The sequence below is a fragment of the Janthinobacterium sp. genome (assembly GCF_009923995.1).
Classification (GTDB): domain Bacteria; phylum Pseudomonadota; class Gammaproteobacteria; order Burkholderiales; family Burkholderiaceae_D; genus Janthinobacterium.
Map to the genome: position 1 here is coordinate 29,256 of NZ_RFSK01000025.1, position 14,668 is coordinate 43,923.

Sequence of the window (14,668 nt, forward strand, 5' to 3'; positions counted from 1 at the left end):
TCAATGCCAGCCATCATGACAGAGTTGGCATTTTCCTGCACTACAGCATTATCTATTCACGCGTGCCCAGCATGGCCTCCACCGCCCGGCCAATCTGCAGCACCCGCGCATCCTTGCCTGCCAGCGCGCAAATGCCCAGTCCCACGGGCAGCTCCCCTTGCGCCTGGCAAGGCACGGACAGCGCACAGCCGTCGAGGAAGTTGATCACGCTGGCATTGCGCAGCACCAGGCCATTCGTGGCGAAGAAGCTCGCGTCATCCGCTTCCAGCGGCCCGACTTGCGGCGCCAGGATCGCCACGCTGGGCATCAGCCAGGCGTCGAATGGCGCCAGGCGCCGCTCTGCCGCCGCGATCAGGCGCGCACGCGCGTCGAGCAGGTCGATGTAGTCGGCCGCGCCCTGCTGCTGGCCGCGGCGGATGCGCGCCGCCAAGCGCTGGTCGTACTGCCCGCCCTTCTCTTCCAGCAGCGCCCTGTGCCAGTGCCACGCTTCGGCCGCTACCAGCCCGCCGCCGCCATTGATCACGGGCAGCTCCAGCAATTCAGGGAAATCGAACTGTTCAACCTGCGCCCCGGCAGCGCGCAGCATGTCCAGCGCGCGCTCAAACGCCTGCCGCACCTGCGGCTCGACATGGGTGCCGACATAATCGGTGGTAAAGCCTAAGCGCAGTCCCTGCAACGAAGGCGCACCGTCGGCAATCTCCTGGCCGGACAGCGCCGCGTACAGAATCGCGCAGCAATCGACGCTGCGCGCGATGGGGCCGGCAGAATCGAGGGAGCGCGACAGCGGTACCGTGCCTTCCAGAGAAATGCTGGCTGCCGTCGGCTTGAAACCCGTCAAGCCGCAAAAGGCGGACGGGATGCGGATCGAGCCGCCCGTGTCCGTCCCCAGCGCGCCGGCCGCCATGTCCAGCGCCACCGTCACGGCGCCGCCCGAGGTGGAGCCACCCGCCACCCTGTCGCGGTCCAGCGGATTGCGCGGCGTGCCGTAATGGGGATTCAAGCCCAGGCCGGAAAACGCGAATTCGCTCATATTGGTGCGTCCCAGCAGGACGGCGCCGGCCGCGCGCAGACGCGCCACGGCTTGCGCATCGGCAGCGGCGGGCGGCGCGTCGGCCAGCGCCAGCGAGGCCGCGCTGCTCACTTGCCCCTTGACGTCGAACAGGTCCTTGATGGACAAGGGGATGCCCGCCAGGGGCGACGGCACGAGACCGGCGGCGCGCGCCGCGTCGCTGGCACGCGCTTCGGCCAGCGCCTGTTCGCCATCGAGGCTGACATAGGCGTGGCCGCCCTGCGCCCGGTGTGCCTCGGCGCGCGCCAGCATGCGCTGCGTCAGTTCCACGCTGGTGATGCGGCCGGCGGCCAGGTCGGCGGCCAGTTCACGGATGGTCTTGTTCATTGCCTTATCCTTCCACGGGCAGGGTTTGCACGGCATAGCGGTGCTGCAAGCGGCGCTGCAAGGCTGGATCATACAGCTCCAGCTCGAAAGCGTCGCCATGGCCCATCTCGCCGATGATCGGCTGCGTGCCGCAGAACATGGCACTGCCCACGGGCAGGCTGGCCTGCCCCGTGTAGCGCGCGATCAGGTCTTCAGGCGACAGCATGCGCGTCACGGGACCGTCCTGGTACAGGGCCGGCACGCCGGCCCGTTCGCGCCAGGAGCGCATCTGCAGCTGGTCCCAGTGGCCGGCCACGTCGGCATAGCGCCACAGGGTATCGCCCACGGGCTTGCCGCACATCTGCTTCGACACCGTCACGCCATAGCTTTCCACCTTGCGGTCCGTATGGTCGGAACCGATGCCCACCAGCAGGCCGTATGCCGTGGAGAACAGCACGAATTCCGCCTCGCCGGACGAATCGCCTCCCGGCACCTCGATGGCCGCATCGCTGGACAGCAGCGCCGCCGCCACGCGGTAAAAGGTCGGCACGCTTTTCGGGCGCGCCACGCCGATGGCTTCCAGTTCGGCGATATGGTGTTCCACCATCGCCATGTCGCGCCCCGTCCAGCCGGCGATGATGAGGTGATCGATGTCGAAAGTGACGGGGCCGTGGCCGGCCAGGTTGAAGGTATGGGTAGTCATGATTTTCCTTATTCTTCGAGGGGGCCGCGGCCCGTTTCGCGTGCAGCAAAAACAGCGACGCCGGTGATCAGCAAGGCCGCCGCCACGTACAGCGAGACGGCCATGCTGCTGTTGTACGAGCGATACAGGCTGGCGATGACGAGGGGCGCGAAGCCGCCGCCGATGACGCCGGCCAAGGTATAAGCCAGCGAGGAACCCGCATAGCGCACCTTGGTGGGAAACTGCTCGATGACGAAAGCCGCTTGCGGACCATACATGACGGCGTGGATGACCAGGCCCACGACAACGGCGATGACGATGGCGGCCGGACTGGCGGTGTCGAGCAAGGTGAAGAAGGCAAACGCCCACACGAGTCCCAGGATCGCGCCCAGCGCATACACCGGGCGGCGGCCGATCTTGTCCGACAGCGCGCCAAACATGGGCACCGCCAGCGCATTGCAGGCCGTGCCGATCATGATGGCGGTGAGCGCGAGGGTCGACGACAGGTGCAGCACCGTCGTCACGTACGTCAGGGTAAATACCACCACCAGCGCATACAGCACGTCCGAGCCGATGCGCACGCCGCCGGCGATCAGCAGACGGCGCCAGTAGACCCGCAGCACGTCGCCGATCGGCGCTTCCGCCTTCGCGTCTTTCTGGTCGAGTTCCTTGAACAGCGGGGTTTCATCGATGCCGCTGCGTATCCACATGCCAAACGCCACCAGCAGCAGGCTGGCGATGAACGGCATGCGCCAGCCCCACTCCATGAATGCTTCGTGCGGCAGCAGATACGTGATCAGGCCGATGCAGCCCGTCGCCAGCAAGGTACCGAAGGACGGCCCCACCTGCGTCCACGAAGCGTTGCGGCCCCGTTTGTCCGCTGCTCCGTGTTCGACGGAGATCAGCACGGCGCCCGCCCATTCGCCACCGAGCGCGATGCCCTGCACGAAGCGCAGCGCCACCAGCAGGACGGGACTCCAGATGCCGGCCGTCGCGTATGTGGGCAGGAGGCCCATCAGGCCCGTCGTCACGCCCATCAGCATCAGGGTCACCACCAGCACCCAGCGGCGTCCCAGCTTGTCGCCCAGGTGGCCGAAGATCACGCCGCCGATCGGGCGCGAGATATAGCCTACCGCATAGGTGGAAAAAGCCAGGATGGTGCCCGTCAGCGGGTCGAATGAAGGAAAGAACAGGTGGTTGAAGATCAGCGCGGCCATGGTATTGTAGACGGTGAAGTCATACCATTCCAGGGTCGTGCCGACCATGCTGGCCGTGGCCAGGCGGCCCGTCCTGGGTTTCTCGCCCGGCGCGGCGGCATGCGCATCGGGACGCAGGCGGCCCTGCGCGGTGGCGTGTGCCGTGGTGTGTGTGGTCATAGCCTACCTCTCTCGTCAGTTTTATTGCAGGTGCGGCGCAGGATGCTTTGTCCCGCGCCGTCGCCCGTGTCTCGTGTTATCGGTGCCGGCAAGGTGTGCGTGCCGGCCTCAGGCTGCCTGCAGATCGCTCTCGCGCAATTGCCAGGACAGTTGCAGGATGGCCGCCTCGGCGCCATCGAGGCCCAGCGCCGCGCTCGCTTCGCTGGCGGCCGCCACGGCGGCGCTTTCCGACGACGCGTCGATCAGGAAAATGGGATCGAGCACGCGGCCTTCCTTCCGCTCCGCCGGCAGGGGACCGGACAAATTGGCGTCGGGCGTGAGCAAACGCGTGGCGATCACGCCATCGATATGCAGCAGTTTTTCTCCCAGCGCCGCCATGCCGGCCTTCGCTTCGGCATCCTGGCCGATGGCTGATGCGCCCAGGCGCAGCACGGCCAACCAGGCGCCCGTGCCCATACCCGTTTCCGCCTCGATGGCGCAGACGCGGCGCATGGGATCCACCATGCGCTGCAAATTCGCCATCGACCATGGTGTCTGCTGGCCGAAGGCCTTGAAGTAGTCCGGCGTCTGGAAGGCGTCGAGCGAGACGGTGCGGTACAGGCCCAGGTATTTGCGGGGACCGCGCACGCTCTGGTAGCGCGTGCCGCTGACGAAACCGGGAATGCGCACGCGCTCTTCCACGTGCTCGCGGTCGTACCAGCGGTTGAAATCAAGTTCGTGTTCCGGGTCGGCGCTGGTCCAGACGAACAGGATGCCGGGCAAGGTAGTGGTGGACGTCGTCATGATGGTTCCGTTGTGCGTTGTAAATGGTGTGCCAACCCAGAATAGGCGGCACGCCATCACTTGGCAAACGGGTTATTCTGAACGCGACTGATAAGTTTTTCTTGTGGGTCGAGGCGATTACAGCAACTCAATTGTCACGTTAATTGTCACGTCCGTGCACCGGCACCATAGTCCTCGCCCAGGCCCAGGGTGAACCTGGCAGCCTCCTCGCACGCCAGCATGGCGACCAATTGAATCGCTTCCGTGGTGAGGTCTTCGCTGTAGCTGATGACGATGCGCTGCGGCGCCAGGCTGCTGGCACACGGGATCAGGGCGATGTTGCCCTGCTCGATTTCCTCGCGCAGGGGCGCCAGCGGCAGCACGGCGATGCCGAAGCCCGCCTTCACGAGGCGCACGATGGCCGAGATCGAGCTGACGCAATGCACCCTGCCCAGCTGCACGCCCTCGTCCTGGCACAGTGCTTTCAATGCGGAATGGGGCTGCGAGCCGCGGTTCATGGTGATGATCGGGTGTTGCGCCAGCTGCGCCACCGTGAATGGCGTGCCCGTGTCGGGCCAGTCGGCGGCCCTACCAGCCCAGCCCATGGCAATGGCGCCGCTGCCCGTGCTGCGGATATGGTCGCCCGTCAGCATGTCCGTCTGCAGCGCGATATCGAGCTCGCCCTGCTGCAGCTGCTCATGCAGGCGGCGCGTCGATTCGGACGTCAATTGAATCTCGATGCCCGGATAGCGCTCCTGCACGCGCTGCAAAAACGGAATCAGCCAGGTATGCACGATGGTTTCGATGACGCCGATGCGCACTTCGCCCGTGATATGCGCGGGCGAGGAATTGGCCGCATACATGTCGCGGCACAGTTCCAGCATGCGCTCCGCATAGCCTAGCAGGTTGCGCCCGGCGAAGGTCAGGCGGATTTCACGCGCGTCGCGGTCGAACAGGCGCGTACCGAAGTCCTGCTCCAGCGAGGCGATGCGGTTCGAGATGGCTGCCTGCGTGATGTGCAGCTTGTCGGCCGCCGTGCGGAAGCTACCCAGCCGCGCAGCCCAGACAAACGCTTCGAGAAAACGGGTATTCAATGGAGCTCTTCTTCACCTAGAGTGTGGTCGGCCCATTGTAAGCCAAACTGCCTTGCCTTATTTCCTGCCCTATTTCTTGCCCAGGAAATCGAGCAAGGTGAGGGCGACGATCTTGCTGGCCTTGCGCAAGTCGTCCAGCGCCAGTCGCTCGTCGGCCTTCTTCGCATTCGATTCGGGCACCGTGCGCGGACCGGCGCCATACAGCACGGCCGGGATGCCACGCTCGCCATACAGGCGCGCATCCGCATACAGGGGCGTGCCGACGGCAGGGATGCTTTCGCCGAGGATGACCTGCGCATTCTTTTGCAGGCTGCCCACCAGCTGCTCGGAGCCTGGCAAGGGGCGCAGCGCGTGCGACAGCAGCAGGCGGCGGATCTCGATGCGGATGCCAGGCTCGCCCCGCACGGCGTCCTCGATCAGCGCCCGCACCTGCGCTTCCACCGCCACCGGGTCTTCTTCCGGGATCATGCGCCGGTCCATCTTCATGACGACTTTTCCTGGCACCACATTGGTATTCGTGCCGCCGTCGATGCGTCCCACCAGCATGGTGGGCGAATCGATGCCAGCCACTGTCGATTTGATCTTTTTCAGTTCGGGCAGCTGGCCATAGATGGCGTTGAGGATCTTGTTGGCCGCCTGCAGCGCGTCATGGCCCGTTTCCGGCATGGAGCCATGGCCCGACTTGCCGTGCACGGTGATTTCCAGCTGCAGGCAGGCGTTGTGCGCAGTGACGATGCCGTAGCTGAAGCCGGCCGCAATGACGAAATCGGGCTTCGTCAGATTTTGCTCCAGCAGCCAGCCCGGCCCCAGCAAGCCGCCGAATTCCTCGTCGTACGTGAAGTGAAGTTCCAGCTGGCCCTTGAGCGGTATGCCCAGTGCTTCGAGCGCGCGCGCGGCAAATACATAGGTGGCGAAGTCGCCTTTTGAGACGGCCGTCGCGCGGCCATACATATAGCCGCCGTCGATCTGCCCGCCATATGGCGGATAGGTCCAGTTGTCACCCGGTGGCACCACGTCGCCGTGCGCATTCAAAGCCACGGTCGGACCGCCGGCAGCATACGGCCGGCGCACGATCAGGTTGGTGATGCTCTGCATGCCGTACGCCTCCACCTGGTCCCTTGGTACGGCGTGCTTTTCCGCCTGCCAGCCATAGGTCTGCAGCAGCTGCGCCACCAGGTCCGCATGCGGCGCGTTGTTACCGGGCGGCGTATCCGTCGGCTGCTGCACCACCTTTTGCAAAAAGGCGACTTCCTCGTCGAAATGGCTGTCGATCCAGGCCGTGATCTGTTCCGTGTGCGTCGTCATTTTTTTCCTTGCATGGTCTGTTGTAGCCAGGCGCCCAATTCGCTGCGCTCGGCGTCCGTCATATTGGTTAGATTCCCGATCGGCATGGCTTTCAGCTCGATGGCCTGTTTGTAAATCTGCGCCACGTGCTGGCGGATTTCCGTTTCATTATCCAGCATCATGCCGGCTGGCGCCGTGGCAAAGCCCGGCTGCGTGGGCTGGGCCGAATGGCAGGTGGCGCAGCGCTGGGCGATGATGGCATGCACGGCCTTGAATTGCGCTACCGGGTCCACGGCCGGTGCGGCCGCCACGGCCACGGGCGCTTTCGGCGCGATGGCCACGGCCACCGCCACCAGCAAGGCCACGCCGAGGGCCGGATAGCGCCACTCGACGCGCCCCTTGTGGCGCAGGTTGAAGAAATGGCGGATGAAGACGCCGGCCGCCATGATCAGCGCCAGCACCAGCCAGGCGTGGTCGTTGCGGTAGGTCATCGCGTAGTGGTTGCTGATCATGATGAACAGCACCGGCAACGTAAAATAATTGTTATGCACGCTGCGCTGCTTGGCCTTCAGGCCATGTTTGGGATCGGGCAGCTTGCCGGCGGCCATGGCCTCGACCATCTTGCGCTGGCCGGGAATGATCAGCATCAGCACATTGGCCACCATGATGGTGCCGATCATGGCACCCACGTGGATGTAGGCGGCCCGTCCGCTCAGCAAGTGCGTGAGCACATACGCGGCGCCGACGATCAGCGCAAACACCGTCACGCCGAACCACAGTTCATGCTTCGCCAACGGGGAGCGGCACAGCAGGTCGTACACGGTCCAGCCGATGACGAGGGTGGCGATGCCGATGCCGATGGCCTGGCCGCTGCTAATGTCGGCGACGGATTTGTCGATCATCATGGCCTGGGCGTTGAAGTAATAGGCGATGGTCAGCAGGGCAAAACCGGACAGCCAGGTGGAATACGCTTCCCACTTGAACCAATGCAGTTCCTTCGGCAGTTCGGCGGGCGCCACCAGGTATTTTTGCGGGTTATAGAAGCCGCCGCCGTGCACGGCCCACAGTTCGCCCGACACGCCCTTCTTCGCCAGCTCGGAACCGGGCGCGGGCGGACGGATGGAGTTATCGAGCCAGACAAAATAGAAGGAAGCGCCGATCCAGGCGATGCCCGTGATGACGTGCAGCCAGCGGACGATCAGGTTCAGCCATTCAAGGCCATACGGAATCAGGTAGGCAAATACTTCCATAAATTTCCTCTAGTCAGACCGAACCAATATTCGTGCCAATCTACACAAGATAAACGGATTTACCGCCCGTCACATGAAAAATATCGTATATTTGACATATTCAATTCGATATACAACAAAGCCACCTCCCCATGTCCAGCCTGCCGCAACACCTCGATTTGCACCTGATCCGCATCCTCTACCTGCTGCTGGTGGAAAAAAATGTCTCGCGCGTGGCACTGAAACTCAACCAGCCCCAGCCCTCGATTTCCGCCTCGCTGCGCAAGCTGCGCGAACTGACGGGCGATCCGCTGCTGGTGCGCGGCGCGCGCGGCATGGTGCCCACGCAGCATGGCGAAAGCCTGCTCAACCCTGCCAAGCGCATCCTCGACCAGACAGAGAGCCTGTTCGTCAAGAAGACACCGTTCGTGGCACAGGAAGAGGCGCGCACCTTCCACATCGCCGCGCCCGACTACCTGGACAGCCAATTCCTGCCCAACGTGGTGGCGCTGCTGCGCCGCGGTTCGCCGAAAAGCCGCGTGGTGCTGCACAGCCTGGGACCGGGCATCGACCATATCCGCCAGCTCTCCGATGGGGGCCTGGACCTGGTGATCGCCAACTGGGACGAGCCGCCGGCGCACCTGCACATCTCGAAGCTGTTCGAGGATCCCATCATCTGCGCCATGCATGCGGAAAACGCCTATGCGCGGCGCACGGCCAGCGACGCCATGACCCTGGACGACTATCTGAGCCTGCCTCACGTGGCGCCGTCACAGATGATGCCAGGCTACCATGGCGTCATCGATTCCTTCCTGGAGCGGCAAAACCTGCAGCGCAACGTGGTGGTGGAATCGGCGTATTTCGGCCTGATTCCCTACATGCTGACGCAGACGGACCTGGTCCTCACCACGGGCCGCCAGTTCATGCGCTTCTATGAAAAGACCCTGCCGCTGAAAACATATACCGTGCCCTTGAAATTCCCGCCCATGCGTTTTTACCAGTTGTGGCACCAGCGCGTGCACCAGGCGCCCGAGCACAAATGGCTGCGCGACCAGGTCAGCGCGGCGGCCAAGGCGCTGGTACAGCGATAGCCGCTATCAGCGCGCGCATATAATGGGCGCAGGACAGGGCGCTATCATCACCGCTTGCATGATCGGATAACCATGACCACCCTTTCAGACCTGAACACCAGCAGCCAGGCAGACTTCATCAAGCACCTGCACGGCATTTATGAACACTCGCCCTGGATACCCCAGCGGGCGGCAGCGGCCATGCCGTTTGCCAGCCTGACGGCCCTCAAGACGGAACTGCAGCGCGTGCTGGCCCTGGCCTCGCCTCAAGAGCAGCTGGGACTGATCCGTGCCCATCCCGAGTTGGCAGGCAAGGCGGCCATCGCGGGCCAGCTGACGGCAGAGTCGACGCGCGAGCAGGCCAAGTCCGGCCTGAACCTGTGCAGTCCCGAGGAATTTGCCACCCTGCAGCGCCTCAACAGCGAGTACAACGCCAAATTCGGCTTCCCCTTCATCCTGGCCGTCAAGGGCCCGACGGGCGAAGGCTTGACGCGCCAGGACATCATCGCTACCTTTGCGCGCCGCCTGAAAAACCGGCCGGCCGATGAACTGGCCGAATCGCTGCGGCAGATCAAGCGCATTGCCGAGCTGCGCCTGAACGACCTGTTCGACGTGCGCCTCGACTTCGGCCCCGCCATCATGCAGCATGCGGAAACCCTGGCCGGCTGGAGCGACAGCGATTACAACCTCACCTGCGCCTACCTGACCCCAGCGCACCGGAACACGGCCGCGCAGCTGGCCGAATGGATGCGGGAGGCGGGCATGCAGGTGCACATCGACGCCGTCGGCAATGTGGTCGGCCGCTACCTCTCCGACGTTCCCGGCGCAAAGACCCTGATGACGGGTTCGCATTACGACACGGTGCGCAATGGCGGCAAGTACGACGGCCGGCTGGGCATCGTGCTGCCGATTGCCGTCGTGCGCCACCTGCACGAACGGGGCGAGAAGCTGCCCTTCCACCTCGAGATCGTCGGCTTCGCCGAGGAAGAAGGCGTGCGCTTCAAGAGCACTTTCCTGGGCAGCACGGCCGTCACGGGCAAGTTCGACGTCTCGCTGCTCGACAAGGTCGATGCCGATGGCGTGAGCATGCGCGAGGCGCTGGCCGCCGCCGGCCACGAAGCGAGCGCCATCGGTGCCATCGCGCGCGATCCGGCCGACTTGCTGGGCTACGTGGAAGTGCATATCGAACAAGGCCCCGTGCTGCTCGAACGCGACCTGCCGCTGGGGATCGTCACGGCCATTGCCGGCAGCTCGCGCTACCTGGTCAGCCTGGGCGGCGTGGCCAGCCATGCGGGTACGACTCCCATGACCATGCGCAAGGATGCGGCCGGCGCGGCCGCGGAAATCATCCTGCTGGTGGAACAGCGTTGTAACCTGGGCGAGGCGCTGGTGGGTACCGTGGGCCAGCTGCACGTGCCCAACGGTTCCGTCAACGTGATCGCCGGCGCCTGCACCCTGTCGCTCGACATCCGCGCCGCCGTGGATGCCGTGCGCCTGGCCGCCGTCGACGATATTCTGGAGGGCATCGCTGCCATTTGCGCGCGGCGCCAGATCGACTACCAGATCGAGCTGCTGCTGTCCGCGCCCGCAGCACCCTGCGCACCATGGCTGATGTCCCAGCTGGCGCAAGCCGTGGCATCGGTCGGCATTACACCGTACGCGCTGCTGTCAGGTGCCGGCCACGACGCCATGGCCATGGCCGCCATCACCGACGTGGCCATGCTGTTTACGCGCTGCGGCAACGGGGGCATCAGCCACAATCCGCTCGAGACCATGACGGCCGACGACGCCGATATCGCGGCGCAGGCGCTGCTGGCGTTCCTCCGGCATTTCCAGCCCAAACCGGCACTGGCCTAAGGCCATGGACAAGGCCACCGAACTACGGCGCAGCAAGCGCCTGGCACTGGCCTTCCTGCTGGCCGCCAGCGCCCTGTTTGTCGTCACGGCCTTCCTGCCGCGCAGCCTGTGGGTCGATGCGTTGAAAGCGGTATCGGAAGCGGCCATGGTCGGGGCGCTGGCCGACTGGTTCGCCGTCACCGCCCTGTTCCGCAAGATTCCCATTCCCTTCATCTCGCGCCATACGAACATCATCCCCAAGGAAAAGGACAGGATCGCCGTCAACCTGGCCGCCTTCGTCAAGGACAAGTTCCTCGACACGACATCGCTGCTGGCCTTGATCGAGAAACACGATCCCGCCAGGATGATAGGCGAATGGCTCACGGCGCCGGCCAATACCAGCCTGCTGGGCAGCTACCTGACTAAGCTGCTGGGCACCGCCCTGGACATGACGGACGATGAGCGCATACGCCCTTTCATGAAAAAGGCGTTTGACGCGGCGCTGGACAAGGTGGACCTGTCGCAATCGGCAGCGGCGCTGCTGGAGACGCTGACCGCCGATGGACGCCACCAGGCCTTGCTCGACGACGTCATCGACAAGCTGGTGAGCGTGATGCGCGAACCGCACAGCCGGGAACTGATCGCCGACAGCATCGTCAACTGGCTCAAGACCGAACACCCGCGCAAGGAAAAGGTCTTGCCGACATCATGGCTGGGAGAGAATGGCGCGGAGCTCATCGCCAGTGCACTCGACACCACCTTGCGCCGCATCGCCCAGGATCCCGCCCACCAGTTGCGGCACAAGCTCGACGAAGCCATGCAGCGGCTGGTCATGCGCCTGAAAACCGATCCTGCCTTTCTGGCGCGGGGTGAAGCGATCCGCGCACAGCTGCAGGACGACACGCTGCTGACGCAATACCTGTACGGCCTGTGGGAACAATTGCGCTCCTGGCTGAAACGGGATCTCGAGGCCAGCGACTCCGTGCTGCATGCGCGGGTCGCCGGCATGGGCGCATGGATCGGCAAGGAGCTGGCACACAACGCGCAGCTGCGCGCCTCGCTCAATGAACGCATGCAGGATGCGGCCCGCAACATGGCCCCCGACTTTGCCCAGTTCCTCACCCGCCACATCGGCGACACCGTGAAGAACTGGGACCCGCAAGACATGTCCCGCCAGATCGAGCTGCAGATCGGCAAGGACCTGCAATACATCCGCATCAACGGCACCATCGTAGGCGGCGCCATCGGCCTGCTGCTGTTTGGCAGCTCGCAGCTGATCGCGCTGCTGCGCGCCATGTGACGATTACACGGCCACGGCCCGTTCCAGCATGGCGTGCAGCAGCACATTGCAGCCCGCTTCCAGGTGCTCGGGCTTGGCGTCCTCGATTTCATTGTGACTGATGCCGTCCTTGCAGGGCACGAAGATCATGCCGGCCGGCGCCAGCCTGGCCGCATAGATGGCGTCATGGCCGGCGCCGGACACGACATCCATTACGGAGTAGCCCAGCTTGGCCGTGGCGTTGCGCACGGCGCCCACGCAGTCCGGGTGGAACGGACATGGCGGGTAGTAGGACACGCGCTCCAGCGCAATGCCCAGCCCTGTTCTTTCGCGCGTGGCATCGATGAAGGCCGTGATCTCGCCATGCATGGTGTTGAGCAGTTCGTCGTTCACATTGCGCAGGTCGATGCTGAATTTGACTTCGCCGGGAATCACGTTGCGGCTGTTCGGGAAGACCTGCACCATGCCCACCGTGCCACGGCCGTACGGCGGATAGCGGTTGGCGATGGCGACGACTTCCTGCATGATGGTGGTGGCCACCTGCAGCGCATCCTTGCGCAAGCCCATGGGCGTCGGTCCCGCATGCGCTTCCATGCCCGTCACCACGCAGTCGTACCACGACAGGCCCATCACGGCCGGCACCACGCCGATGATTTTATCCGCGTCTTCCAGCACCGGGCCCTGCTCGATGTGCGTCTCGAAGTAGGCGCCGATGGGGTGATCACCCGGCACCTGTTCGCCCTTGTATCCGATGCGCGCCAGCTCTTCGCCCACCGTTTTGCCTTCCGTGTCTTTCGCCGCATACGCCGTCTCCAGCGAGAAGGCGCCGCAAAATACGCCGGAGCCCATCATCACGGGCACGAAGCGCGAGCCTTCCTCGTTGGTCCAGAAGGCCACCTCGATGGGGGCCTGCGTCTTGATTTTCAAATCGTTCAAGGTGCGCACCACTTCCAGGCCGGCCAGCACGCCGTAATTGCCATCGAACTTGCCGCCCGTCGGCTGCGTGTCGATATGGCTGCCCGTCATCACGGGCGGCAGGCTATTGTCCGTGCCGTCGCGGCGCATGAAGACATTGCCGATCTGGTCGACGGTAATGCTCATGCCCGCCTCCCTGCCCCAACCCACCACCAGGTCGCGCCCCTGCTTGTCCAGATCCGTCAGGGCCAGGCGCTTGACGCCACCCTTGGGCGTGGCGCCAATTTTTGCCAGTTCCATCAGGGCTGCCCACAGGCGCTCGCCATTGATACGCAATTCATCCATCGTCAACTCCTTATGCGGTGGTGGCCGAAAACGCCGGGCGCTCGACATAGCGACCAGCGCCTTCCACCGCCATGAGCTCGCCCTGGTGGAATACCACCTTGCCGGCGGCAATCGTGGTGCTGGGGATGCCGCGCACGGTGCGTCCTTCGAAGACATTGAAGCCTCCCCTGGCGAACTGCGTGGCGGCGGAAATGGTGCGCGTGCCTTGCGGGTCCCACAGCACGATGTCGGCGTCGCTGCCTGCGGCGATGACGCCCTTGCGCGGATACATATTGAAGATCTGCGCCGCATTGGTGGACGACACCTTGACGAATTCGGACGGTGTCAGCATGCCGGAATTGACGCCCGCATCCCACACCACGGCCATGCGTTCCTCGACGCCGCCGCAGCCGTTCGGGATGCGCGTGAAGTCGTCCTTGCCCGCCGCCTTCTGTTCCGCGCAAAAGGTGCAGTGATCGGTGGCCGTCGTGTGCAGATTGCCGCTTTGCAGGCCATGCCACAGCGCCGCCTGGTGGTGCTTGCCGCGGAACGGCGGACTCATGACGTGGCCCGCCACGTAGTCAAAATCATCGCTCCGGTAGACGCTGTCGTCGATCACCAGGTGGCCCGCCAGCGCCTCGCCGTACACGCGCTGGCCATTCGCACGCGCCCGCGTGATGGCGTCGAGCGATTCCGCGCACGAGACGTGCACGATGTACACGGGGGTATTGAGGACATTGGCGATGGCGATGGCGCGGTTGGCCGCTTCCGCCTCCACGGCCGGCGGGCGCGACAAGGGATGCGCCTGCGGCCCCGTAATGCCCTTTTTCAGCAAGGCTTGCTGCAGCTGAAAAACCAGCTCGCCATTTTCCGCATGCACGGTGGGCAGCGCCCCCAGCTCCAGCGAGCGGGTAAAGCTTTTTACCAGCGTTTCATCGTCGGCCATGATCGCATTTTTATACGCCATGAAGTGCTTGAAGCTGTTGACGCCATGCTCGCGCACGAGGGTGCCCATCTCTTCATGTACCTGCTCGCTCCACCAGGTAATCGCCACGTGGAAAGTGTAGTCGCCGGCCGCCTTGGCCGACCACTCGCGCCACTGGTGATAGGCCTCGATCAGCGACTGCTTGGGCGCGGGGATGACGAAATCCATGATGGTGGTGGTGCCGCCCGCCAGCCCCGCCGCCGTGCCCGTGAAAAAATCGTCGGACGTCACGGTGCCCATGAAGGGCAGATTCATGTGCGTGTGCGTGTCGATCCCGCCCGGCATCACGTACAGGCCGCCCGCGTCGATCACGGTGGCACCGGCCGGCAGCGCCAGATTCTCGCCGACGGCGGCGATGGTATCGCCCTCGATCAGCACATCGGCGCGAAAGGCGCGGTCGGCGTTGACGACGGTGCCGCCACGTATCAGTGTAGTCATCTTGTCTCCTTTTTATGCG

Annotated in this window: 12 protein-coding genes; 3 read left to right on the forward strand and 9 right to left on the reverse strand. The window is 64.4% G+C overall.

Annotated features, from left to right (window positions below):
• Positions 1 to 52 precede the first annotated feature (52 nt).
• From EBS11_RS14195 to EBS11_RS14225, 7 genes are all read right to left on the reverse strand, one after another.
• The gene (locus tag EBS11_RS14195) at positions 53 to 1,396 is read right to left on the reverse strand and encodes an amidase (RefSeq protein WP_290603609.1); all 1,344 of its coding nucleotides are present in this window, start codon (positions 1,394 to 1,396) and stop codon (positions 53 to 55) included.
• A gap of 4 nt (positions 1,397 to 1,400) precedes the next feature.
• Positions 1,401 to 2,078, reverse strand: coding sequence for a DUF2848 domain-containing protein (locus EBS11_RS14200; protein ID WP_290603610.1), 678 nt, complete (start codon positions 2,076 to 2,078; stop codon positions 1,401 to 1,403).
• An 8-nt stretch (positions 2,079 to 2,086) separates the two neighbouring features.
• Positions 2,087 to 3,433, reverse strand: coding sequence for an MFS transporter (locus EBS11_RS14205; protein WP_290603611.1), 1,347 nt, complete (start codon positions 3,431 to 3,433; stop codon positions 2,087 to 2,089).
• Between the two features lie 108 nt (positions 3,434 to 3,541).
• Positions 3,542 to 4,216, reverse strand: a complete 675-nt coding sequence (locus tag EBS11_RS14210; RefSeq protein WP_290603612.1) for a DUF4286 family protein — start codon at positions 4,214 to 4,216, stop codon at positions 3,542 to 3,544.
• Between the two features lie 146 nt (positions 4,217 to 4,362).
• The gene (locus tag EBS11_RS14215; RefSeq protein ID WP_290603613.1) at positions 4,363 to 5,289 is read right to left on the reverse strand and encodes a LysR family transcriptional regulator; all 927 of its coding nucleotides are present in this window, start codon (positions 5,287 to 5,289) and stop codon (positions 4,363 to 4,365) included.
• Positions 5,290 to 5,358: 69 nt separating this feature from the next.
• The gene (locus EBS11_RS14220) at positions 5,359 to 6,594 is read right to left on the reverse strand and encodes a M20/M25/M40 family metallo-hydrolase (RefSeq protein WP_290603614.1); all 1,236 of its coding nucleotides are present in this window, start codon (positions 6,592 to 6,594) and stop codon (positions 5,359 to 5,361) included.
• Positions 6,591 to 7,823: a urate hydroxylase PuuD gene (locus EBS11_RS14225; protein WP_290603615.1), complete on the reverse strand. Its 1,233-nt coding sequence runs from the start codon at positions 7,821 to 7,823 to the stop codon at positions 6,591 to 6,593. The genes EBS11_RS14220 and EBS11_RS14225 overlap by 4 nt, the downstream gene beginning before the upstream one ends.
• A 131-nt stretch (positions 7,824 to 7,954) precedes the next feature.
• Here EBS11_RS14225 and EBS11_RS14230 point away from each other — a divergent pair, with 131 nt between their 5' ends.
• The 3 genes from EBS11_RS14230 to EBS11_RS14240 all read left to right on the forward strand — a co-directional run bounded on the left by EBS11_RS14230 (position 7,955) and on the right by EBS11_RS14240 (position 12,008).
• Positions 7,955 to 8,893 (forward strand): LysR family transcriptional regulator, encoded by a 939-nt coding sequence (locus tag EBS11_RS14230; protein ID WP_034754583.1) that lies wholly within the window; start codon positions 7,955 to 7,957, stop codon positions 8,891 to 8,893.
• Positions 8,894 to 8,965: 72 nt separating this feature from the next.
• Positions 8,966 to 10,729 (forward strand): allantoate amidohydrolase, encoded by a 1,764-nt coding sequence (locus EBS11_RS14235; protein WP_290603622.1) that lies wholly within the window; start codon positions 8,966 to 8,968, stop codon positions 10,727 to 10,729.
• A 4-nt stretch (positions 10,730 to 10,733) separates the two neighbouring features.
• On the forward strand, positions 10,734 to 12,008 hold the full coding sequence (locus EBS11_RS14240) for a DUF445 domain-containing protein (protein ID WP_290603624.1): 1,275 nt from the start codon (positions 10,734 to 10,736) through the stop codon (positions 12,006 to 12,008).
• A gap of 3 nt (positions 12,009 to 12,011) precedes the next feature.
• Here the strand turns inward: EBS11_RS14240 and EBS11_RS14245 are convergent, their stop codons facing one another.
• Positions 12,012 to 13,247 (reverse strand): Zn-dependent hydrolase, encoded by a 1,236-nt coding sequence (locus EBS11_RS14245; RefSeq protein WP_290603626.1) that lies wholly within the window; start codon positions 13,245 to 13,247, stop codon positions 12,012 to 12,014.
• Between the two features lie 10 nt (positions 13,248 to 13,257).
• Complete coding sequence (gene hydA, locus EBS11_RS14250) at positions 13,258 to 14,649, reverse strand: dihydropyrimidinase (RefSeq protein ID WP_290603628.1); 1,392 nt, start codon at positions 14,647 to 14,649, stop codon at positions 13,258 to 13,260.
• Positions 14,650 to 14,668 lie beyond the last annotated feature (19 nt).

Coding starts and splice junctions, on each gene's coding strand:
- EBS11_RS14195 (WP_290603609.1), bottom strand. CDS start 1,396: ATGAACAAGACCATCCGTGAACTGGCCGCCGACCTGGCCGCCGGCCGC.
- EBS11_RS14200 (WP_290603610.1), bottom strand. CDS start 2,078: ATGACTACCCATACCTTCAACCTGGCCGGCCACGGCCCCGTCACTTTC.
- EBS11_RS14205 (WP_290603611.1), bottom strand. CDS start 3,433: ATGACCACACACACCACGGCACACGCCACCGCGCAGGGCCGCCTGCGT.
- EBS11_RS14210 (WP_290603612.1), bottom strand. CDS start 4,216: ATGACGACGTCCACCACTACCTTGCCCGGCATCCTGTTCGTCTGGACC.
- EBS11_RS14220 (WP_290603614.1), bottom strand. CDS start 6,594: ATGACGACGCACACGGAACAGATCACGGCCTGGATCGACAGCCATTTC.
- EBS11_RS14225 (WP_290603615.1), bottom strand. CDS start 7,823: ATGGAAGTATTTGCCTACCTGATTCCGTATGGCCTTGAATGGCTGAAC.
- EBS11_RS14230 (WP_034754583.1), top strand. CDS start 7,955: ATGTCCAGCCTGCCGCAACACCTCGATTTGCACCTGATCCGCATCCTC.
- EBS11_RS14235 (WP_290603622.1), top strand. CDS start 8,966: ATGACCACCCTTTCAGACCTGAACACCAGCAGCCAGGCAGACTTCATC.
- EBS11_RS14240 (WP_290603624.1), top strand. CDS start 10,734: ATGGACAAGGCCACCGAACTACGGCGCAGCAAGCGCCTGGCACTGGCC.
- EBS11_RS14245 (WP_290603626.1), bottom strand. CDS start 13,247: ATGGATGAATTGCGTATCAATGGCGAGCGCCTGTGGGCAGCCCTGATG.
- hydA (WP_290603628.1), bottom strand. CDS start 14,649: ATGACTACACTGATACGTGGCGGCACCGTCGTCAACGCCGACCGCGCC.